14 protein-coding genes and 1 pseudogene are annotated in these 22,105 nt (G+C 55.2%); 9 read left to right on the top strand and 6 right to left on the bottom strand.

Features of this window, described 5'->3' with window-relative positions; translation table 11 throughout:
- Nucleotides 1-47: 47 nt before the first annotated feature.
- Entirely contained in the window at nucleotides 48-2,834 is a 2,787-nt protein-coding gene (locus AC0V6W_RS11780) for a TonB-dependent receptor (protein WP_486150209.1), read from the bottom strand.
- A 391-nt stretch (nucleotides 2,835-3,225) separates the two neighbouring features.
- On the opposite strand from AC0V6W_RS11780, the gene AC0V6W_RS11775 reads away from it, so the two are divergent.
- The 9 genes and pseudogenes from AC0V6W_RS11775 to AC0V6W_RS11735 all read left to right on the top strand — a co-directional run bounded on the left by AC0V6W_RS11775 (nucleotide 3,226) and on the right by AC0V6W_RS11735 (nucleotide 15,897).
- Complete coding sequence (locus tag AC0V6W_RS11775) at nucleotides 3,226-3,942, top strand: DUF6445 family protein (RefSeq protein WP_486150207.1); 717 nt, start codon at nucleotides 3,226-3,228, stop codon at nucleotides 3,940-3,942.
- Nucleotides 3,939-5,444 (top strand): tryptophan halogenase family protein, encoded by a 1,506-nt coding sequence (locus tag AC0V6W_RS11770; protein ID WP_486150206.1) that lies wholly within the window; start codon nucleotides 3,939-3,941, stop codon nucleotides 5,442-5,444. Before AC0V6W_RS11775 ends, AC0V6W_RS11770 begins: the two co-directional genes overlap by 4 nt.
- Before the next feature lie 244 nt (nucleotides 5,445-5,688).
- A complete protein-coding gene (locus AC0V6W_RS11765; RefSeq protein ID WP_486150205.1) occupies nucleotides 5,689-7,968 on the top strand; it encodes an autotransporter assembly complex protein TamA in 2,280 nt (759 codons plus the stop codon).
- A gap of 47 nt (nucleotides 7,969-8,015) precedes the next feature.
- The gene (locus AC0V6W_RS11760; RefSeq protein ID WP_486150204.1) at nucleotides 8,016-10,949 is read left to right on the top strand and encodes a translocation/assembly module TamB domain-containing protein; all 2,934 of its coding nucleotides are present in this window, start codon (nucleotides 8,016-8,018) and stop codon (nucleotides 10,947-10,949) included.
- Nucleotides 10,859-12,178 (top strand): translocation/assembly module TamB domain-containing protein, encoded by a 1,320-nt coding sequence (locus AC0V6W_RS11755; RefSeq protein WP_486150203.1) that lies wholly within the window; start codon nucleotides 10,859-10,861, stop codon nucleotides 12,176-12,178. The genes AC0V6W_RS11760 and AC0V6W_RS11755 overlap by 91 nt, the downstream gene beginning before the upstream one ends.
- Nucleotides 12,178-12,363 carry a hypothetical protein gene (locus AC0V6W_RS11750; protein ID WP_486150202.1) on the top strand — a complete coding sequence of 62 codons (186 nt, stop codon included), beginning with the start codon at nucleotides 12,178-12,180 and terminating at the stop codon, nucleotides 12,361-12,363. The genes AC0V6W_RS11755 and AC0V6W_RS11750 overlap by 1 nt, the downstream gene beginning before the upstream one ends.
- Nucleotides 12,364-12,683: 320 nt before the next feature.
- Nucleotides 12,684-13,064: pseudogene (locus AC0V6W_RS11745) on the top strand (TonB-dependent receptor plug domain-containing protein); the annotation flags it as partial.
- 665 nt (nucleotides 13,065-13,729) lie between these two features.
- Nucleotides 13,730-14,854, top strand: a complete 1,125-nt coding sequence (locus AC0V6W_RS11740) for a TonB-dependent receptor domain-containing protein (RefSeq protein ID WP_486150201.1) — start codon at nucleotides 13,730-13,732, stop codon at nucleotides 14,852-14,854.
- 20 nt (nucleotides 14,855-14,874) lie between these two features.
- A complete protein-coding gene (locus AC0V6W_RS11735) occupies nucleotides 14,875-15,897 on the top strand; it encodes a DUF6607 family protein (RefSeq protein WP_486150200.1) in 1,023 nt (340 codons plus the stop codon).
- 465 nt (nucleotides 15,898-16,362) lie between these two features.
- Here AC0V6W_RS11735 and AC0V6W_RS11730 read toward each other — a convergent pair whose 3' ends face one another.
- Genes AC0V6W_RS11730 through AC0V6W_RS11710 form a run of 5 tightly spaced genes read right to left on the bottom strand, consistent with a single transcriptional unit; the run spans nucleotide 16,363 to nucleotide 22,036 of the window.
- Nucleotides 16,363-17,394, bottom strand: coding sequence for a PfkB family carbohydrate kinase (locus AC0V6W_RS11730; protein WP_486150199.1), 1,032 nt, complete (start codon nucleotides 17,392-17,394; stop codon nucleotides 16,363-16,365).
- A gap of 47 nt (nucleotides 17,395-17,441) precedes the next feature.
- Complete coding sequence (locus tag AC0V6W_RS11725; protein WP_486150197.1) at nucleotides 17,442-18,194, bottom strand: SDR family NAD(P)-dependent oxidoreductase; 753 nt, start codon at nucleotides 18,192-18,194, stop codon at nucleotides 17,442-17,444.
- A gap of 39 nt (nucleotides 18,195-18,233) precedes the next feature.
- Nucleotides 18,234-19,532, bottom strand: a complete 1,299-nt coding sequence (locus AC0V6W_RS11720; RefSeq protein WP_486150196.1) for an MFS transporter — start codon at nucleotides 19,530-19,532, stop codon at nucleotides 18,234-18,236.
- Between the two features lie 9 nt (nucleotides 19,533-19,541).
- Nucleotides 19,542-19,904: a cupin domain-containing protein gene (locus AC0V6W_RS11715; protein WP_486151597.1), complete on the bottom strand. Its 363-nt coding sequence runs from the start codon at nucleotides 19,902-19,904 to the stop codon at nucleotides 19,542-19,544.
- 2 nt (nucleotides 19,905-19,906) lie between these two features.
- The gene (locus AC0V6W_RS11710; protein WP_486150194.1) at nucleotides 19,907-22,036 is read right to left on the bottom strand and encodes an alginate lyase family protein; all 2,130 of its coding nucleotides are present in this window, start codon (nucleotides 22,034-22,036) and stop codon (nucleotides 19,907-19,909) included.
- Between the last annotated feature and the right edge of the window lie 69 nt (nucleotides 22,037-22,105).

Below are 22,105 nucleotides of genomic sequence, written 5' to 3'. Positions count from 1 at the left end.
GCCATCGCTGACGAGCCCCGTTCACGAGAGAGATGCGACCCTCAGGTTCAAAAGTTTTTGCGGAGCGTAAAGTTGAACGTCCGGCCATAAACTTCATGGCGGCTGGGGAATGTGCCGATCACATCACCACCTACGCCAAGCAGGTCGTTCTGAGTAACGAACGGCTCATTCGTGAGGTTGAACACCTCAATCAAGACCCCGAGACCCGACAAGGGCCCGCTTTCATCCTGGAAGGTGTATCCAATTTGCGCATCAAGGATGGTTTCGCTCTGAGCATCGGCACCATCAAGTCCGCCGGCGAAGTTTTGGACCTCTGAAAGGAACCCACTACGATACCTTGCTGCCAGCTTTGCTCTAAACCCGCTTTTCTCGTAGAAAAGATCAGCAGACCATGTGGTGTCTGAATAGCCAGGGATCGGAATTGAGTCCCCGTTCTGGTTTTCAACCGATGCATCAGCATAAGTGATGCTGACGAACCCGCCAAATCCATCAAGTGCATTGGTGACATCGCGAAAATCAACGCGAACCGTGCCTTCAACACCGGTGATTGTGCCGTCCGAAAAGTTCACCGGTCCGCTGAACACACCGTTGGCCAATTCCGGATTGGCTGTCACCAGACCATTGCCATCGAAATTGCCCAGATTGATTTCGCGTGTCAGATCTCGCAATTCATTGAAATCAATGATCCAATTCGAAAGATCCTTGTGGAAACCCGCCACGATAATCGCAGTGCCTGGGGAGAAGTACTTTTCGAACGAGACATCGAATGATGTCGACTCAAATGGCTCCAATAGAGGGTTTCCGCCGCCCAAATTGAAGCAGACCACAGCCGGCGGATTAAATGCCAGCAGAGTATCTGGGATTTGGTCACCGTCAGTATCAGAACAGCTCAAATTGTTGAACGTGATGTTCTGGTTTGCCGCCAACTGATCGAGCCGTGAACGGGTGATCGTCTCTGCCGCCGCAAGGCGAATGAAAGTGTCTGGAGCCACTTCAAAGCTGAGGTTGGCGCTGGGAAGCCAATCGCCATAGGTAGTGCCGACAGTATTCACCAATCCGCCGCTGATAGTGCCTGTCGATGACTGGTCAGTATAGGCATAGCGCAGCCCGATATTGCCGCGCACCGGGATGCTGCCCAGATCACCATCGATATTGGCCTGCATATAGAAGTTGTGAACGGTTTCGTTGACTTCCCATTCGGTGTCATCGGTCGCCCGTTCGAGCAGATATGTGCCATTGGTCAACAAATCAGCAGGGTCATAGGCAATGATATTCTGACCAAGGTCACCGGTATCGGTCGCCCCCACGATCAGATCGCCCGGAATGGCTGCTGAGCCGTTCACAAAGCCAGCACCTTGCCGGAGGAACGTGCCGTTATTATCGAAATCTTTGGTACGATCAGTGAACAACCAGCCCACGATCATGCTGTCGAGAAAGCCCCCGTCAAATTCCCACGCAAGTTCGGCGCGAAGTTGATGCAATTGATCATTGATGACAGGCTCACGCAGAAAGCCAACCTGGCCCCAACCACCTGGATCGGTCAGCAGAACATTGGCCGGATCGGTGTAGTCAATCAAACCGTCAATGCTGTATGTCCCGTCGCTTGGGAATGTAAAATTCAACGTATCCTGAGCGCCTGACCGTGCAGGGCCGGTGCCAGCATAGGATTCGTAATCGATATCCTCGCGGTCCAGGGTTGAGAAACCATAATCCAGAATGAAACTGAGATTGTCAGTCACATTGAAATCAAGATTGGCGCCAAGCGCGAAAATTTCAGTTTCATTGCCTTCAGTATCGGTCCGCAGGATTGGCACCACGGCGGAATAACTTGCACTGTCAGCAAATGGGCCCGCTCCTGTCGCACCTTCAAACTGCGCACCGCTCCATGATGCAATTGGAGTTTCCGTTCCCCGGAAAATACCGGCATCGGTGGTTTCGGTGTAAAACGCGTCGAACATTAGCGAGAAGTCTTCGCTTGGCTCAAACTGCAAAGAACCAGCAACTGAAGTCCGCTCAAATTCACGGCTCACCGCGCCCTGACGTGGGTTATCGGCGGGGTAAATGATACCATTTGCATCGCGCGCGACTTGGAATTGGTTGGTCTTCAATTCCCGTGAGATAAAATGCGTTGGGTTTGATTGGATCGTGGCGCCAATGGACCAACCGACAGTACCGGCCTCGTTTTGGTCGATGTAAGACCCAAAGAATCGGTAACCATCCTCGGGAAAGTCAGGATTGCGCGAACCGCTGTCATTATAGACGTAAGTACCCGAAACACTCAGCTGAGTGTCGTTGAAATCGAGTGGACGAACCGTGCGCAGATCAACCGCCCCGGCAATACCAATAGCAGCCAGCTGCGCATCGCCAGTTTTGTAGACGACGCCCTGGCTGATGAGCTCAGAGGGGAATTGGTCGAATTCGATGCCGCGGTTATTGCCCGCCGAGACAATTTCACGGCCATTCAAGAGAGCAAGCGAGAAATCAGGGCCAAGGCCGCGAATGGAAACCTGTTGCGAACGACCACGAACGCGCTGGGCTGTGACGCCAGGCAAACGCGCCAAGGAATCGGCAATTGACAGATCGGGCAATTGGCCAAGATCTTCAGCTGAGATGACCTCAACGATTGACGTTGCATCTCGCTTTGTCTCGAGTGAATTTTGAATGGCACTGCGGATACCGGTGACAACAATCTGGTTGCCATCATCAACTGCCTGCGGTTCTTTATCAGACTGCTCATCTTGAGCCACAGCAGGCACAGCGCTCGCCACGAGCGCAAGCCCAGTTGCGGCACCGCAAAGCAGGCGCGCATTGGTAGTGTGAAGCTTAAATCCCATTTCAAATCCTCCCCAAGGGCATCACGATCTCAGCGTGTTTGCATGTTTTTGCATAACGCATCAAGCTTGATCCGTAAATCGGAAACTGCATTTGCGCCAAAGATGAGTGAGAGATCATTTTTATGTTTAAAATCAATATTTTCACGTACATCGCGTCCGGCTTTTGCGAAAATAACCCCCAACACTCTCAAAGATGTGGCCGCACTGCCACACTTTCCAGTTCGGCGTGGCAATTCTCGCGCGACAAACCCTCTGCAACGCGACACAATTAGCACCAGAACCCATAATTTTTATTATATTTTAGATCTTTAGACCTTACTTCTTTGCGCTTCAGTTCTGGTTTGTTAGGCTCCGCGAGCGGCGAACTCACAGGAAGGTTCAACATCTAAGAATGCAAAACTGGTCAATCTCACTTGCAACTCTTCGGTCCGATTTGTTTCCTTCGAAAAATCATGATTTTATCGAAGTGCATGACCTCCTTGCAAATCCTGATGTCGTTGTTGATATCGCATCTTTGCAAAATTTTGCAGAGGTCACGCCGCAATATCCTGGCCTCCGGTCGCAGCTTGACGAAAAGGCGAGCACTGCATTGCTCACGCAACTGGCGCCGATGCTCGATGCGCAATTCGGAAAAGCAGCCCATGGGTGGGAGATGCAGGCTTGGTTCTCGCTGGTCACAACGCCCCCCTCAAGGCTTGTTCCCATGCAGTGCTTTCCTCATGTCGACGGCACTGATCCCCATCAAATCGCCATGATGCTTTACCTTGGTCGAACCGATCATGGCGGGACCGGGTTTTATCGCCACCTACCTACTGGTTTTGAAGCGCTAACAGCGGATAATTTCCCGCAATACAAAGCAACTTTGGAAAACGATGTCCGCGCCACCGGATTGCCGCCGCCAGCTTATGTCACCGACGGGGCCCCACATTTTGAGCGAATTTTTGCCAGCGATGGTGCATTCAACCAGGCAGTGTTCTATCGCGGTAATATGCTCCATTCCGGTCTTATAAATGAAAAAGCGCCTCTTTCACCGGACCCCGTCGAAGGTCGCCTGACCATCAATGCATTTTTTCGGCCAAAGTCTGCTCTCATCGTATCTAGGCCATGAAGAAACCTCTTGAAAAACTTGTCATTGTGGGCGGCGGCACTGCTGGGTGGATCGCCGCGGCAGCCTTTTCTCGCCTGCTTGGCAAGACACTTTCGATCGAATTGGTTGAATCCGATACGATCGGCACGGTTGGTGTGGGTGAAGCAACCATCCCGCAGATCATCCGGCTCAACACTATCCTTGGCCTAGATGAACATGATTTCGTGCGCCGCACCAATGGCACTTTCAAATTGGGCATTGAGTTTGTCGACTGGGGAAGCCTCGGATCGCGCTATCTGCACACCTTTGGCGACGCGGGCATGAGCCTCGCGAATGTCTCTTTCCATCATCATTGGAAACGCGGCAAACAGCTCGGTATTACCCAGGATCTATGGCACTATTCGCTCCATCAATGTGCGGCTGATAAGGCTAAATTTGGAAAGCTGGACCGTGTCGGTAATACCGCCATGACGGGCTTGGCCTATGCCTATCATTTCGACGCAAGCCTATATGCAACCTATCTGCGTGAATATTGCGAAAACCGCGGCGTCAAACGAACCGAAGGGATCGTACAGTCTATATCGCGCGACGGGGAAGACGGGGATCTGACCGCCATCACGCTCAGCAATGGCGATCGGATCGACGGCGATTTCTTTATCGACTGCACCGGATTTCGCGCATTGCTGATCGGGCAGGAACTGGGTGTGGCATATCAAGACTGGTCACATTGGCTCCCATGCAACCGCGCCCAAGCTGTTCCAAGCGAGCGGCTAGAAACATTAGTGCCCTACACTCGCGCCACTGCGAAATCTGCGGGATGGCAATGGCGCATTCCGCTGCAACATCGCACAGGCAATGGCCACGTATATTGCGCTGACTTTTTATCTGATGATGAAGCGAGTGAAACTCTTATCGCGGGTCTTGATACCAAGGCTCTGGCTGACCCCCGCCCTATTCGTTTTACCACAGGGCGCCGGTCGCAGTTTTGGTCGCACAATTGCGCTGCTATCGGATTATCGAGCGGGTTTCTGGAACCGTTGGAATCGACCAGCATTCACCTCATCCAATCTCAGATAAACCGCCTTATACAACTGTTTCCAAGCAATCAGAATGCCAAGCGTGAACGCGCGGAATACAATCGCAGGTGCGCCCAAGAATTTGAGCAGATCCGCGATTTTCTCATTCTTCATTATAAGCAGACCACTCGCGAAGACACTGAATTTTGGCGTTATTGCAAGCATATGGATGTGCCAGAGACCCTGACCCAGAAACAAGAATTGTTTGCATCATCTGGCCGGGTTGGCCGCGATGCAGATGACTTGTTCCGCGAAGCGAGCTGGGTGCAGGTAATGTTGGGGCAAGGCGTTAACCCGGCAGCTCATGATCCCATGGCGAACGGCCTGTCAGATGCGCAATTGCAGGAATTTTTGGACAATGTACGTTCTTTGGTCGAACGCGCGACCAACGGCCTTCCCGCTCACGAGGACTACCTGAAGACTTATTGCGCCGTTTCGGAGGCTTAGCGTTGGTTCATAAAGGGCTCTCAGGAGTGCTTCCAAGCGACCAGTAATTTAACTGGTTGGCGCGCAAACCCATCAGTCCATCGGTTCGACCGGAGTGACGCTGGAACACTTTCCCGCTCAAGCGTTTGTTCATACAGGCGCCGGTTGAAGGACCTCCAAACAATGGCGGGAACCTTTCGCTCTTTGGATCATGTGGAGTGACGTAGCGCCAGGCCCGCAACGCAAGGCGTATTGATTAAAGCAAATGGCATTTAGAGTGCAGCAATCTTTGGTTCTGTCGGGACGTTCGCTCGTCTGGCTCGCACTTGGTGTGGCCTGCGCGCCATTGGCAGCACAAGATACGCAAATCGATGCAGAGGTTGAGCCTTCTCCACCCATAGGCTCAGCTCTTCCCTCAATTGAACCCGTGATATCTGATGACGAATTTGCATCCGCGATCCCTAAACTCGATCTTGATGATCCCGCGCTTGATCAGGAACTGGAATCGCTGGAGGATTTTGAGCGTCGCTTTGGCGCCGAGGAGGCCGAAGACGGTCCTGTTAATGAAACATCGGCAACCGTTATCCTGCCCGAACTGGCAGATGGTGACCGCACAGAAGTGATAGCCGATGCGCCCATTCGCGATGCTGACCTAACCCGCCCGCTCACTCCTCTCGATCAGTTTGAGCTGGTGGAGGTTGAACTGGCCGGCGCACCAACCAGCGACACAGAACCCGCGCCAGAGCTCGCCTACACCGCAGCAATAACTGGCCTCGCGCAAGCCGACAAGGAGACCGAATTTGACCTGCGGGGCGAATTCAATCGGCTTTCCGCACTGGAAGACGGGGATGGCAAAGCTGCCAACCTCGCTATGATCAGAGCGCGGCTGACCGAGGATGGCGAATTGGTTCAGCGTTTGTTGAGGTCCGAAGGCTGGTATCAAAGCGAAGTCGCAACGCGGATCGAAAACACATCTGAACACGGCGAAACTGGAATTGTCGCGGCGCTCGACATTACACCAGGCAAACGATTTACGCTGGCATCGATCAAGATTGAGGCTGAACCTACGGTCCCGGCTGGTTTGATTGCGGATAGTTCCGCGCTTGAATTGGGCGAACCGATTATTGCATCGCGCATTCTGGCAAATGAGGCTCTGATCGCGACTGCTCTGCCTGAAAACGGTTATCCCTTTGCCGAACTGGGCCAGCGCGATGTGCTGCTTGATCCGATCACGGCAACCGGCGATTACACATTGCCAGTTGATATTGGACCTCGCGCCAGGATTGGCGGTTTTGTCGCGCGCGGCGACACCGCTTTTGATGCTGATCAAGTCGCCACCATTGCGCGGTTTGAACGCGGCGAATTGTTTGACAGCCGCGGTCTCGATGATCTGCGCAAGGCATTGGTTGCAACTGGCCTTTTCAACACCGTCAGTGTCGTGCCCGAACGCACGGGCGAGGATGCTGGCGATGGCACGGAATATGTGACCATCGCCGTCGATCAGAATGCAGGACCACCGCGCACCCTTGCCGGCAGCTTTGGGTTTGGAACTGGTCAGGGTTTTCGCCTCGAAGGAAGCTGGACCCATCGCAATTTATTCCCGCCCGAAGGCGCGCTGTCAGCCTCGGCTGTTGCAGGCACAAATGAGCAAGGCGCAGGGCTGAACTTTCGCCGCGCCAATGCAGGGCAGCGCGACCGGACCTTTGAAGTGGGCCTTAACGCGCTGCGCTCAGATTTTGATGCGTTCGAGGCGTTCACCGGGCGCATTGGCCTGCTTTATTCCTACGTCTCCACCCCGATCTGGCAGAAACGCTTTACCTATGCATTTGGCGCAGAAGCCATCGGAAGCGTCGAAGAGGCGTTTGATGCCGATCTGGGCGATGTCGTGGATCAGACCTATTTTATTGGATCGATCACCGGGCAGGTCGGGTTTGACACATCCGATGATCTGTTAAATCCAACCAAAGGTTTCAGGGTCAACGCATTGCTCCAACCTGAGGCATCTTTCGACAACGAATTCGTGCCCTATGTGCGCACCGTGATCGACAGCACCGCGTATTATCCGATCAATGAGAGTTTCGTTCTTGCAGGCAGAGCGAAATTTGGCAGCATTACCGGTGCAGATCGCTCCGACATTGCTCCATCACGCAGGCTTTATGCAGGCGGCGGGGGATCGGTGCGCGGGTTCGGCTTCCAGCAATTGGGGCCAAATGTGCTGGTGCCCAATGACAATTTTGACCCAACTGATCCTGACGAAACCGCCGATGAATTTATCATCACTCCGATCGGCGGGCGCAGCGTAGTCGAAGCCGCTGCCGAAGTGCGATATCGCTTTGGCGATTATGGAATTGTTGCCTTTGTCGATGCGGGCCAGGTTTACACAGATACTCTACCGACCTTTTCCGACATCCGTTTCGGTGCAGGAATTGGCGGCCGGTTCTACACCAATTTTGGCCCCTTGCGGCTGGATGTCGCAACTCCGATCAATCGGCGCGAGGGTGAAAGCCTCATCAATGTCTATGTCTCTATTGGGCAGGCATTTTGATGCCCGAGAGCGAGACAAAACAGAGCTGGTCATGGCCCAAACGCGTAATGGTTGGGGCAATCGCGGTAATCGCCGCAGTGATCCTGATCGCAGGCATCGCGCTGATTGCGCTCAATTCGTCGCCGGGACGCGATTTCGTCAAGGACCAGATCGAAGCGCTGGAATTTGAAAACGGGCTTGAAATCGGGATTGGCTCGCTCGAAGGCTCGCTTTACAGCGATCTCACCATTCGCGATCTGACCCTGTCCGATCCGCAAGGCCTGTTTGCGTCCGCCCCTGAAATCGCGCTCGATTGGAACCCGTTTGCCTTTATCGCAGGGCATATCGACATCACCGAGTTATCAGGTGAGACCGCGGTCCTCGCTCGGCTGCCCGAATTTGCCGAGACTCCGCCGAGTGATGCACCGCTGCTGCCCGATTACGATATCGATGTGGGACGGTTCGCAATTGATCAATTGACGGTTGAACGCGGTGTGACCGGCACCCAGCGTGTCGCTCAGCTATCGGGCAATGCGCATATCGAAGACGGGCGCGCCGTGGTCAATTTTGACGCGGCCAGTTTGGCAAGCGGAGAAAGCGATGCGGCAGGCGACAGTCTCACCCTTTTGCTCGACGCAGTGCCCGAAGACAACATTTTGGACCTCGCTCTGTCAGTCAACGCCCCTGATGACGGAGTGATCGCGGCTTTGGCGGGTTTGCCTGGCCCCATGCAAGCAACACTTAAGGGCCAAGGCGATTGGACCAAATGGGATGGTGATTTTTCGGCAGTGCTGGACGGGACCGACATTGCCGATATCGACCTCACAGCCCGCAATGGCACCGTTGGAGCACGCGGCGATTTGCGACTGTCCGCATTTGCGCCCGAAGCGATGGCGCAAATGCTCGGAGAGACCACCAATCTCGATATTGAGGCAGCCTTGGATGAGCGCACTGCAAAGGTAGATGGGCGCGTATTCAGCGACGCGTTCAACCTTGCTGCCATCGGTCTCGTTGATCTTTCGCAGAACACTTTTGAGGATTTCCGGACGAACTTCGCGCTGCTGCAACCCGGCACAATCGCGCCCGACATTAGCGGATCAGGCCTGCGCGCGCAGCTAACGCTGGATGGGGAATTTTCGGCGCCTGCGGTGCAGTATGACATTGATGCAAACCGCATTGAAGCAAACGGCATCGGGATTGAGGGGCTGAATGCAAGCGGCGCGGCAAACGTTGACGTCGCAAGCATGACCATCCCGGTTTCCGCGCGCGCGACACGGATCATTGGCCTCGATACAGCCGCTGGAGGAACGTTAAGCGATATCGCCTTGACGGGCGATATCTTGATCGCATGGCCGCGCATTCTGTCCGACAATTTGCGACTGCAATCGCGCCGGATTGACGCGCAGGTCACTTTGCTGGCCGATGCCGAGGCGGGCCGATATGCAGGCGCGCTGGATGGCAAGATCGACAATTATCGGCTTGAAAGCGTAGGCTTGTTCGACATCACAAGCGATGTAGATCTTAAAGCGCGCGATACGGGCGAATACGCGCTCGCAGGCTCTGTCAAAGCGCGATCAACACAGCTGACGAATGAAAGCGTTCGCGATTTTCTTGGCGGCAATCTGCGCGCATCCAGCGATGTGTCCTACGGCAGCGACGGCACCGCGCGTTTTTCCAATTTGCGGCTGACCGCGCCTTCCTTTGCCTTGCGCGATGGGCGCGGCAGTTATTCCGCAGACGGCCAGATCAATCTCGTGGCAAGCGGGCTTTCCGATGATTATGGCCCGCTTGGCGTCCAATTGGCAGGGACCATTACTCGCCCAACAGCGACAATCAAGGCGGCCCGGCCCGGCCTTGGGATCGGCCTTGCTGACCTGACAGCCAAAATTCGCGGCAATAATGGCCGCTACGCGATCCTTGCTGATGCGGCCACCGATTACGGCCCGCTGCGCGCTGATATGATTGCCGATCTCAGCCGCGGTCCGATTACGTTTGCCATCAATGAAGGCGACTTGAGCGGCATCGGTTTTTCAGGCGAAATACGCCAAAGCGCAGCTGGGCCCTTCACCGGCGAACTGAACGCCAATGGGCGCGGCCTTGCGGGCCTGGTGCAATTGGGGGGCGAAGGCAAATTCCAGACCGCTGCGATTGCGCTGCGCTCTTCGGGCACCACTTTGCCCGGCCCTGCTCAATTGACCATTGGACGCGGCATTATTGATGCCGATGTGGTGCTGTATGATCAGCCCCAAGTGGTCGCAGATATCCAGCTTGCCAATGCGAATTACTTTGGCACCACCATCGATAAGGTGCGCGCGCAGGTGAATTACAGGGAAGGAACGGGCACAGCCCAATTGCTGGCCTCTGGCGATAATGGCGCGCCGTTTCGCATCGCCGCTAACGCGCAGCTGGCCCCTGATCTGTGGCGCGCCGCATTAGATGGCAATGTGCGCGGCATTCCCTTCAAAACTGCCACCCCTGCCCGCATAATCCCGCGCACAAACAGCTATGATCTGCTGCCTACGCGGATGAATATCGGCGCAGGTAGCGCGCAGATTGCAGGCGAATTTGGCGATGCCGTCAAACTGCAAAGCAGGCTGGAGGATGTAGAGCTGAAACTGCTCAATTCGGTGTCGCCAGATCTCGGGATCGGCGGCAAGGCATCAGGCAGCCTCGATTTCGTTCAGGCAAGCGCGACCAGTTTCCCTCGCGCGGATGCACGGCTGCGGATCAGAGGGCTGACCCGGTCCACCGCGACATCAGTCAGTGAGCCCTTGAACGTGAATTTTGTCGGGCAATTGCAGGCAAGCGGCGGGGCGGGCCGCGCAGTCATTCGTCAGCGCGGTGCAGTGATCGGACGGCTGAATGCCAGCCTCACTCCCCTTCCCCCAGCACAGGTTCATGGGTTAACCGATTGCTGGGCGCGCCCCTTGGCGGGGGCATTCGCTATAATGGCCCTGCCCAAGCGGTGTTCTCGCTCGCCGGACAGGACGATCAGGAATTGACAGGCGCGCTTGGCATAGCCGCCGATTTTTCCGGTCAGGTCGGTAAGCCTGCGCTCAACGGTATTATCCGCGGCAAAGGGCTTACCTATGAAAATCTGGTCTATGGCACTCGCTTGGCGGATATGACATTTGCGGGGCGGTTCGATAATGATGAATTGCTGATCGAACAGCTCGAAGCGGCCGCTGGCGATGGGACGGTGTCCGCTTCAGGGACCGTCAGCCTTGCTTCAGATCGCGGGTTTCCGATGGATATCGATGTCAGTTTAAACAATGCGCGTCTTGCTCGCAGCGATGCTTTGTCGGCCAGTGCGACGGGTGATTTGACCTTCACCAAACGCGTCGGAGAAATGCCGATTTTGGCAGGAACGATCCGCCTGCCCGAAGCGCGTTACAAACTCGCCTATCCAGGAGCTGCCGAAGTACCCGAACTTAGCGGCGTGCGCTTCAAACCACCGCCCGAAGATGGGAGCTCAAACGGAACACAGTCGCAGGTTGAGCTGGCAAACCTGCTCACCGAAATCCGGCTCAATCTGGAACTGGTGGCAGACGAAAAATTGTATGTGTCGGGCATGGGCCTAGAAAGCGAATGGAGCGCGAACCTGCGCATAACCGGAACCAATGGCGATCCGCGTATGGCAGGTGAAGTGGATATGGTGCGCGGGACGCTGGGCTTTGCTGGCCGCTCTTTTGAACTCAATCAGGGAAGCATTCGTTTCAATGGCGGGCGCGAGGTTAACCCCACAATCGCGATGAATGCGAGCGAGCAGGTCGAAGAAGTCACGGTGAGTGTGGATGTATCGGGCCGGGCCTATTCTCCCCAAATCGCCTTCTCCAGCACGCCGGGACTTCCTCAGGATGAAATCATTTCGCGCGTCCTATTTGGCAGCAGCGTTGCCAATCTGTCGGCCTTGCAGGCCGTTCAGCTGGCTGGATCGCTCAACGCGCTTCGCGGGGGAAGCGGCGGATTGAACCCGCTAGGCAAATTGCGCTCTGCCACGGGCGTGGACCGCCTGCGCGTCCTTGGCTCTGACGAGGCGACGGGCCGCGGGACAGCGGTTGCTGCCGGGCAATACATCACCGATGATGTCTATATCGAGGTCATCACGGATGCGCGCGGATTTACCGCCACGCAGCTCGAAATCAGCCTCACGCCCGCTTTGTCCGTCCTCAGCCAAGCGGGCGGAACCATCGGCACCAATGTCAATCTGCGCTACAGGCGCGATTATTGATGCGGCCCGCCATTGTCCTTGGATGCCTGACCCTTGCAGCGCTGGCAGCGATCATATTTGGTGATGGCCCTCAAGGCTCGTTCGAGGACCGCTTCGCCAAGGCCGAGCGCGATATCGAAGCGATGGCCAAAAGCATCGAAGACGATTTGCCCCCGGAACCCCGGAATGCGCCGGCCGGTAAATAAGGCCTGACATTCTTTTCAGCTGAATTGTGAGTTGGCGCCTGCGCTCAGGCAATGCGCGCGGCGATTTGCTGTACGGTTGGCGGGGCGATTAGCGAGGCTATTGGTCGGGGCAATCAGCGATGCAGCCCACCCCTTGCCCTACAAGAATTGCGCAGCGTTTTACCAAACCGGTTGACAAGAACCCCGCACCTCTCGATGCTAATGAGAGTGACTCGCATTTGCGATTCAACATGTAGGGGTTTTTCTTGTTCATTCTCAAAAATCGAGCCGCGAAATTGTCGGCTTGTTCCTGTCTTGCGCTCAGTCTCACCAATCCTGCCGTGGCAGCAGAGAATGCTGAGGAAAATGAGCAGGACACCAAAACGATCACAGTAACCGCGACGCGCGCACCCGTAACAATTGCCGATGCTCCCGCAACAGTAACGGTTATCGATGCTGACCAAATCGCTGACGAGCTGGCGACAGACATCCGCGACGTCGTGCGATTTGAACCGGGCGTTACCGTGCGCCGGGCCCCTGCTCGATTTGGCGCAGCGCTTGGATCAACGGGGCGTGCGGGCAATGAAGATTTCAACATTCGCGGCATTGGCGGCAATCGCGTGCTTATCCAAGTCGATGGCATTCGCACGCCGCAAGGTTTCAGCTTTGGCGCTCAAAGCGTGGGCCGCGACAGCTCAACCGACATCGGTCTGGTCAAATCGATCGAGATCCTGCGCGGGCCAGCATCAGCCTTTTACGGCAGCGATGGACTGGCAGGGGCCGTCAGTTTCACCACATCTGATCCAGAAGACCTGCTGGACGGTGCAGCATTTGGCGGTTTTGCGCGTGCGCAATACAGCTCTGCCGATCAGGAGTTTGCCGAAACAATCGCTGTGGCTGGCTCTACCGGTCAGTTTTCCGCCATGCTGGCCTATTCGCGGCGTGATTTCGAAGAATTGGCCAATCAGGGCACCAATGACGTCACAGGCCCGGATCGCACCACTCCCAATCCGCAGGATGGCAGCTCCAACGCCTTTCTTGGAAAGCTCGTGTGGGACAACGGCAATCACCGCCTGCGCCTGACCGGCGAATATCAGGAACGTGAGGTTTTTTCCGAAGTACTAAGCGGCATTGGCCCTGTCTTTTTCGGCCCGTTTCCAGCCTGGAATGTCGACAATCTCACCGCGCTTGATTCAATTGAACGCACTCGGGTGTCTGGCGACTGGACTTGGACGGCGGATGAAGCTGGCGCAGGCTTTCTCGACTACGCTCATCTTGCCGGGTATTGGCAAGATGGCAATGACCGGCAATTCGCCGATGAAGACCGCTCCCCCTATCGCCAACACCGCGCCCTGATCGCGAACGGATCAACACTTTTGACAACCGCGTGTATGGGGCGGTTGCCGATTTCAGGTCCAGCTTTACAACCGGCAGTGTCAAACACACTGTTTCTTATGGCGCTGATATCAGTTTCACTCGCCAAGAAGGATTGCGCGACGGGGTCGTCCCGCCCTTTGGCGAAGTGTTCCCCACGCGCGCCTTTCCAGCCACTGATTTCACGCTTGGAGGCGCATTTATCGGCAGCGCGATAGAATTCGCTAGCGGCGCATTCACGCTGTATCCTGCGGTTCGCCTCGACTTTTACGATCTCGACCCAACTGATGATCCGCTGTTGCCTACATTTGATGCGACAGGCCAAGACGGATCGCGCATTTCGCCCAAGGTCGGCGCGGTGGTGAAACTGGGCGGCGAAGTTCGGTTGTTCGCCAATTACGCACAAGGGTTTCGCGCGCCCACGCCCAGCCAGGTGAACAATTTCTTCGAAAACCTCGCCTTTGGCTACACATCCGCGCCCAATCCCGATCTGGAGCCTGAAACCAGCGAGAGCTTTGAAGCAGGCATCCGCTACAATGATGATAATGTCGATCTGTCGCTGACAGGCTTTATCGCTGGCTATGACAATTTTATCTCGCAAGAAGTGGTTGGCGGGACAGGGACTCCGTTTGATCCGAGCATCTTCCAATTCATCAATCTGGACGCGGTTGATGTCACAGGTGTTGAGGCCAAGGCAGACTATCAATCAGACAGCGGTTTTCGAGCGCGCTTCGCAATCGCCTATGCCGATGGCGAAGTTTCATCACCCAATCTTGCCGATGCCTCGCTTTCCACCATTGATCCATTGAACGCGGTTATCGGCATCGGGTACCGCCATCCAGATCGCACATTCGGCGGCGAGTTGATCGGCACGTACAACGCTCAAAAGCCAGCCAATGAAACTCCCGGCGTATGCCAGGGCGATTGCTTCCGCCCGGATGAATTCTTCATTTTGGATGCCACCGCTTTTTACCGGGTGGGCGACACGATCACCCTGCGTGCAGGTATCTTCAATATTTTGGGCAAAAGCTACAGCTATTGGAACGATGTGCGCGGCCTGACCACAGCGTCCACCATCACTGATGCTTTCACACAGCCGGGACGCAATTTCAGCGTCTCTCTAACCGCGAATTTCTAAGTAAGAATGGGACATACGACATGATGAAACACGCACTGATTGGCGGCGCACTGGCTGTTCTTGCTATGGCAGGCACACCTGCTTTGGCTGATGATCCGGTGGGCGAACGCTCAGCTGAAATGGAGCAAGCATCGTTTGAGGCTGACCGCGCGGATATTCTGGCTATGGCAGGCAATTTCAAAGTCACCTTTGATATGAAAGAAACAACGCCCTGGCGCGCCGATTACACACCGCTTGAACCCAAAATGTCCGGCGGGCACGAAAGCGTGCGAGTGGTTGAGGATACGGGGCGAAAGATTGTCCTTCAGCATCTGCTGGTCGTGGGTCCGGATGAAAGCCCATTTGTCGTCAAACACTGGCGGCAAGACTGGGAGTATGAACCCGAGCAAATTCTCGGATACACAGCGCCCGGCACATGGGAATTGCAGGACGTACCCGAAGCTTTACGCAAAGGGCGCTGGGCGCAGACGGTGTACCAGGTGGATGATAGCCCGCGCTATGCCGCGTGGGGACAATGGCAAACCACCAATGGTGTGCGCCGCTGGCGTTCGAGCTGGACTGTGCGCCCGCTCGCTCGCCGCGATGCGACGCGCAATCCGGTTTATGATCACTACATGTCAATCAACCGGCACCAGCCCATGCCGGGCGGCTGGATCCATTGGCAAGACAACACCAAAATGAAATGGGTCAATGGCGAGGCTGTGCCCTATGTGCAGGAAAGCGTTCTTAACACCTATAGGAAGTTCGACGGCTACCCGGTGAGCGCGGCGGATGAATATTGGGAAGCGACCGGCGCATATTGGAACGCCGTGCGCGCGGCATGGGATGCTTCGCTTTTGCGCGCTGGCGGCATCACGGTGGAAGAAGAAGCCTCCGCTGGTACTGTGATTAGCATGGAATTGCTCGAAATGGGCACAGCCGTTCACACAGGCAAAATGGATGAAGCCGCTGCTATCGCCAAGGCGCAGACATTGATCAGCACTGCCACATCCGCACCGCAAACCGCCCGCGCACAAGCGCCCGCCAGAGAGGCTGGCTATTGAGAAGGCGAAGCTGAACCGGCAAGAGAATCGCAAGGCGTGCTGACACGGCACCTATAGGGCATGCAAATGGGAGAAGAAAAAAGCGATGCTCGAACGAAATTCCCGCATAGACGGGGGCACTGCACAAGCGGTTTGTTTCCAGCTTCTCCGAGCCACCCAAATCACGCATCGCAGCCTCGCAGGAAGTGGGACCGTCAATGGTAATTTCAGTCGGCATGCCATGCCATTTCGGTGCTGACCGCTAAATGCGTGGCGCCGCCGTCTTATCCCTGGTCTTCCTTATGCAATTCTCGAGGCTTTCGCTGTCCTTGCCACCCTCAAGCCAAAGGATCTGCGGTGATGAAATGAAATAGCGAAACGAGCCGGCTGGTCCGCAGGGCTTAGCCCTTGTCCTACCCGATCAGGCGCATTTCGCCAGCAGCACATATGGTCTGGCAGTGCCCTTGCGAACCATCGTTGATAAATTCAGCGTTGAACCCGGCCTGATCCATCACCGCTCATCAGCTTTTCCACCTCAGACACATTCACACGATTGAAATCGCCGCTAATCGTATGCTTGAGAGCGGAAGCGGCCACGGCAAATTCCAGGCTTTGCTGGCGGTCTTCATAAGCGTTCAGGCCATAGATGAGTGCTGAGGCAAAGCTGTCTCCGCCGCCGACTCGATCAACAATATCAGTAAGAGCGTATTTCTTTGATAACATAAAGCCGTGATCGCGAGTGCGCAAACAGGCGGACCAGTTGTTGCGATCCGCAGAAAGGCTTTCGCGCAGTGTGATCGCAATGGTGTGCATGTCGGGATAGGTATCGAGCACTTTCTGGCCTAGCGCTTCGTATTTGGCAGTATCCAGTTCACCACTTTCCACATCGACATCCACGCTGATATCAAGCGATTTCTGGCAGTCTTCCTCGTTCGCGATGCCGACATCGACATATTTGACGAGTTCGCGCATCACTTCAGGCGCGCTTTTGCCGTACTTCCATAGCTTGCCCCGGAAGTTAAAATCGCAGCTTACGGTAAGCCCTGCTTCTTTGGCCGCTTTCACACAGGCCATCGACAAGTCTGCCGCCGACTGGCTAAGCGCGGGTGTGATCCCGGTGATGTGCAGCCATTTTGCGCCTTTGAAGATTGCCGGCCAATCAAACTCATCCATGCCGGCATTGCAGATCGAGCTGTTTGCCCGGTCATAAACAACTTTGGAGGGGCGCTGGTTGGAGCCTGTCTCGAGGAAATAAATGCCAACCCGGTCACCTGAGCGGCTGATATGCGCTGTATCCACGCCAAATTTGCGCAGCTCCATGATGGCGTTGTCGCCAATGTCATTATCCGGCAGCGCACTGACAAAGCCTGCATCAAGCCCGTAATTGGACAAAGCCACAGCGACATTCGCCTCGCCCCCGCCAAAGGTCGCCTCAAACGCAGGGGATTGGAAAAACCGTTCATGACCCGGCGTTTTGAGCCGCAGCATGATTTCGCCAAAAGAAAGGAATTCAGCCATGGAGAGAAGCTCTCATAAACTTAAAAAAGGGGGAGAAAGGGAAAGCGTTATGAGAACGCCAGACCGCCATTGATGTCAACATTCGCGCCTGTAATGAACGAAGCTTCATCCGAGGCGAGGTATGAGACAAGCTCAGCGGTTTCCTCTGCTTTGCCCTGCCGTTTCAGCGGTGTTGAATTGGCAACATTTTCGCGGGCTGCATCGGGAGTGAAATCATCGTGGAACTTGGTTGCTATCATGCCGGGGCAAATCGCGTTTACACGGATGCCTTTTGGTCCAAGCTCTTTGGCAAGGCCGCGCGTCATCGTCATAACCGCGCCTTTTGAAGTAGCATAGGCAATCGCACCGCCGCCGCCGCCATCGCGGCCGGCAAGCGATGCGAGATTCACGATGGATGCACCTTCGCTCATATGCGCAACTGCCGCTTTGCACGCCAGGAAAGTCGAAGTCGCGTTCAATTGCATAACGAAGTTGAAAAAATCTTCGTCCATTTCAGCCAAAGTCTTGCGAGCGACCAGACCGCCTGCATTGTTGACCAGGATATGGATCGCATCACCAAAAGTATCGGTAGCTTTTGCGACAAGTGCAGCGACATCGGCTTGCTTGGTTACATCAGCTTTCACTTTGATCGCTTTGCCACCTGCCGCTTCTACCGCTGCCACAGTCGCATCAGCGTCCGCTTCATTGCTGTTGTAATTGACAACCACATTGGCGCCCTCGCTGCCAAGTTTTACGCACACCGCGCGGCCAATGTCGCGGCTGCCGCCCGTTACGATGGCTGTTTTGCCTGAAAATTTCATATCGTGTCCCGTCCCTAAAGGTGAATTTCAAATTCTGGATTATGCGGTTTGTGGTTTGAGCGGTTTGATGGTCCCGCAGAGTAGCCAAACGCTGGCAATTGCTGTCAACGCGAGAGCTGCGCCAAGAACAAACACCGAATAATAATTGGCGCCCGCGGTCATGATCGGAACGATTGCGGTCAAAGCCGCCGCGCTCAGTTTCGCGGCCATACCCGCAACGCCCGCCAATGTACCCACAGTGCCTTTGCCATAAAGATCGCTGGGCAGTGTCTGGACATTTCCAATTGCAACCTGGAAGCCAAACAGAATTGCAAACATCAACCACAATGCGGCCCACGGGGATGATGCAACTGACAGCGCCAGCAATGCAGGCAACATGATCAGGCAGCCCAGTGTGATCACGAATTTGCGGGTTCTATCAACGCTCCATCCAGAATTCAGACGATTGCCAGCAAGCCATCCGCCAACCCACGCTCCGACCATCGCGCCCACATACGGGAGCCATGCAGAAGCGGCGACGTCTTTGATGGCAAAGTCATGAACCTCGAGGAAGTAAGTTGGGATCCAGATGATGAAAAGCCACCAGATGGGATCAATAGCGGCTGATGCGATAATGACGCCCCAGCTTTCCTTGCGCGATAGCAATTCGCCTGTCGATGGATTGTATTCTTCGCCGGCTTCGTCCGGATCAGAAGTTTCCGGCTTTTGCCCGTTAAGAATGTATTCGCGCTCATCATCGGAAAGCCAATCGTGGCTTTGCGGGGGGCCTTTTACGATAAACCACCACGGCACCAGCCACAAAAGGCCGACCAAACCGACGATGATAAAGATCAATTTCCAGTCGAGAATGACCGCAAGAAAGCCGATTAGCGGGATCGATATAATGCCGCCAATAGCGGCGCCTGAATTGAATATACCCTGAGCAAGTGCGCGTTCCTTGGTCGGGAACCATTCCGCGTTTGCCTTGGTCGCACCGGGCCAGTTTCCAGCCTCTGCAATTCCGAGAATAGCGCGGAAAATGCTAAAGCTTACAACGCCTTTTGCCAGCGCGTGAGCCGCCGTTGCCAGCGACCAAACGCCAATCGAAAGGACAAACCCCATCCGGGTGCCCAGCCAATCGAAAATCTTGCCGAAAATCGCCTGCCCTGCCGCATATGAGAAAATGAACACGACACTGATGATGCCTAGAATTTCCTTATGCCCGTCGGCATCCATGTCCGGGAACAAGTCTGGCGCAATATGTTCTGGCCAAAGGACATTGATTGTTTGACGATCAATGTAATTGATAATCGTCGCAATCGCGACAAGGCTAACAACCCACCAGCGAAGTCCGCTCATCTTCATCGTTCAGCCCTCCAGCCCAAGAAAATCTTCGCGAACAGGGCTGAACGTATCGATCAGCACACCTGCTTCAAGACACACCGCGCCGTGATCCAAATCGGGAGCAATGTAGAAGCAATCGCCTGCGCCCAGAACGCGCTTTTCACCATCGATGAAGACTTCAAAATTGCCGCTTTCAACGTAGCTGGATTGGCTATGAGGGTGCGCATGCACCTGGCCCACAGCGCCTTTTTCAAACCAAACGCGGACAATCATAATCTCCGGCCCAAACCCAAGGATCTGACGCGATATGCCATCGCCCAGATCTTCTTTGGGTGTGTCCTTCGCGACCACAAAGGGCGGGCTTTGTGCCTCTGCGATTGTTGCCATTGTCAATTATCCCCTCCGGAAAGCGCAATCACACTCGCAAACCCTTCCCATTGCAGGCTGTCGCCATTGATCGTCACACTGTGTGCGGACGCGGGGTCAGGATTATGGGAGACCGCTATCGCAAAGCGCTGCCCTGATTTCAGGGTCAAGCCCACGATATCCATGCCTTCAATCTGCTGATGGTCGAGGTCTGCAACAAGGCTGCGGCTGTCGATTGTTTGTTCGGTCGCGCCGTCATACAGCCCATGCGCTTCCAAGAGGCTGGCAAAGCTTGCCTCGCCTTCCCGTTGGGCGCGCAGGATCAGCACGGGTTCGCGCCGCAGGTTAAATTCAGGATCGTTTGCGCCGCTTTCGCCAAGGATCGCGGTCACGGGTCCATTGGCTGCAAAACGATAGGTGTAGAAGCGTCCATCCAATATCCATGTGAGCGCGCCTTTCCCACTTTGCTGCGCGGCCTCTGCATCAACCCAAATATGCTGATAGCCATTGTCTGTCCCCAAAACGGGACGAGCAGCGACATTGGTCTTCGCAGCAAAATCGTGTTCCATGATGTGACCCGAATAGTGCAGCGGCAAATCGTATTGATGCGCCTCATTGCTTTGCGCATTGACCAGATCAATCACCAGAGGCGCATCGAGACCAGGGATTTGCGGCATCACCAATGTCCGGCGCATCGTTACGCCGGGATAAGCGCTTGCGATCACTCCGCTGGAAACTTGCAAGCCATCCGCATCAGAGAAATAGAGCTGCGTGGGCCAGAACGTGTCCGCTAGCTTTGCATCACCACCGAAATGGCTTTGCTCATCGACAACAAGAGTGTTGTGCGCAATTGAACTTTTCGCCCAAGTTTCGTTTTCAGGCAGGTAACGCCCGCCGCGCTTCGCCTCGATATTGAGAAAGCGCGCTGCGCCGTAATCGCGCACGACTTCATTGCCATTATCGTAAAGCTGCCATGCAAGTTTATCGAAGTGGCCATGGCCCATGCCTTGCGAGCTGTTTTTCGCAATCAAAGCAGTCGCTGGCTCGCCTTCGCGATTGACCGGACCCTGCCGCAAAATCGCAACCGCGCCTTCATCTCCATCAGGCCCATCACTCAAAAGCAGAGATCGGAAAGGAAAGGGTTTAGCTTTACTCGCCGCAAGATCGCGCGCGACCAAGGCGCCATTGGGCGTGAGAACCGTGCGCCCCTGAAAATCAGCAATTGAAAGCAGGGCTGGATCGCGCGTTTGCCCGTAAGCAATTGCGATGCCCTCATAAAGTTCGGCCGTGCGGAGGCTTTTATCGCGGATCGCATCATTGAAAGGGAAAAAGTACCCGCGATAGCTTTGCTGAACGGTTGTACGCAGCGCTTTCAGCAGAATCCCATCGCGATGTTTGAAAATTGCGCGCTCTGGCTCGTTGCGCTCAATCGCATTTGCAAAAACCAGGAAGGGAAGGAGAGCAAAACGCTGATAGTAAGGGCCTTCAGTGTAATATCCGTCGGGTGAAAACAGCAATTCGGTTTGCCGGATAAAGCCGGTTTCGCCGCTTTTGTCAGACCCAAGCAGAGCGCGCTCAACCATGTCATCATCGCCAAGCAGATAACCGGTCATGCCAACCCCGGCAGTGGCCCATGTGGCGTGGTTGTGAATGCGATTAAACGTCCGCTCAGAATCCACAGACAGGAAATGCGCTGCGGGCCGGAAGACATTGTCATCAATCAGCCCGCGTTCCTCGGCGCTTAAGGTATCGCGGATATCACCATATCCCTGCACGGCATGAACGAGCCACATGGCATCGTTGAGAACTTGCCAGAACAGACGCCCGACATTCTGGTTTGCCTTTGCGGGATGATCGCCAAGTTCCGGGTAAAGATCGGCATATTCGAGCAGCATATCACGCACAAACACCCGGTACTTTTCATCGCCGGTGATCCGGTAAAGCTGCCCGCCCTGATACAGGGCGCGAAAATTGCGTTTATGTTGTTCGTGGGTGTAGCCGCCGCCTGGGTCTTTGGGGACGGGAACGACAATTCCGTCCTTCATCATACCATCAATAAATGCGCTCGCACGGGCCATTTCTGCCGCAAACAACGGCGCATGAGCCAAGACCGCCTCGCCTGGATCGATCCGCGTATCAGACGAGACGGTCACTGGTTTTGCAGCAGCCTGGAGAGGAGAATGCGTTGCAAGCATTGCAAGCATTGCTGGGACTACTGCGAA

The organism is Erythrobacter sp. JB1-7 (assembly GCF_057365015.1).
This window is presented reverse-complemented; position numbering and strand designations above follow the sequence as displayed.

Excerpts from the sequence above, each read along its gene's own strand:
- AC0V6W_RS11780 (WP_486150209.1), bottom strand. The coding sequence starts at position 2,834 with ATGGGATTTAAGCTTCACACTACCAATGCGCGCCTGCTTTGCGGTGCC.
- AC0V6W_RS11775 (WP_486150207.1), top strand. The coding sequence starts at position 3,226 with ATGCAAAACTGGTCAATCTCACTTGCAACTCTTCGGTCCGATTTGTTT.
- AC0V6W_RS11770 (WP_486150206.1), top strand. The coding sequence starts at position 3,939 with ATGAAGAAACCTCTTGAAAAACTTGTCATTGTGGGCGGCGGCACTGCT.
- AC0V6W_RS11765 (WP_486150205.1), top strand. The coding sequence starts at position 5,689 with ATGGCATTTAGAGTGCAGCAATCTTTGGTTCTGTCGGGACGTTCGCTC.
- AC0V6W_RS11760 (WP_486150204.1), top strand. The coding sequence starts at position 8,016 with ATGGTTGGGGCAATCGCGGTAATCGCCGCAGTGATCCTGATCGCAGGC.
- AC0V6W_RS11750 (WP_486150202.1), top strand. The coding sequence starts at position 12,178 with ATGCGGCCCGCCATTGTCCTTGGATGCCTGACCCTTGCAGCGCTGGCA.
- AC0V6W_RS11735 (WP_486150200.1), top strand. The coding sequence starts at position 14,875 with ATGATGAAACACGCACTGATTGGCGGCGCACTGGCTGTTCTTGCTATG.
- AC0V6W_RS11730 (WP_486150199.1), bottom strand. The coding sequence starts at position 17,394 with ATGGCTGAATTCCTTTCTTTTGGCGAAATCATGCTGCGGCTCAAAACG.
- AC0V6W_RS11725 (WP_486150197.1), bottom strand. The coding sequence starts at position 18,194 with ATGAAATTTTCAGGCAAAACAGCCATCGTAACGGGCGGCAGCCGCGAC.
- AC0V6W_RS11720 (WP_486150196.1), bottom strand. The coding sequence starts at position 19,532 with ATGAGCGGACTTCGCTGGTGGGTTGTTAGCCTTGTCGCGATTGCGACG.
- AC0V6W_RS11715 (WP_486151597.1), bottom strand. The coding sequence starts at position 19,904 with ATGGCAACAATCGCAGAGGCACAAAGCCCGCCCTTTGTGGTCGCGAAG.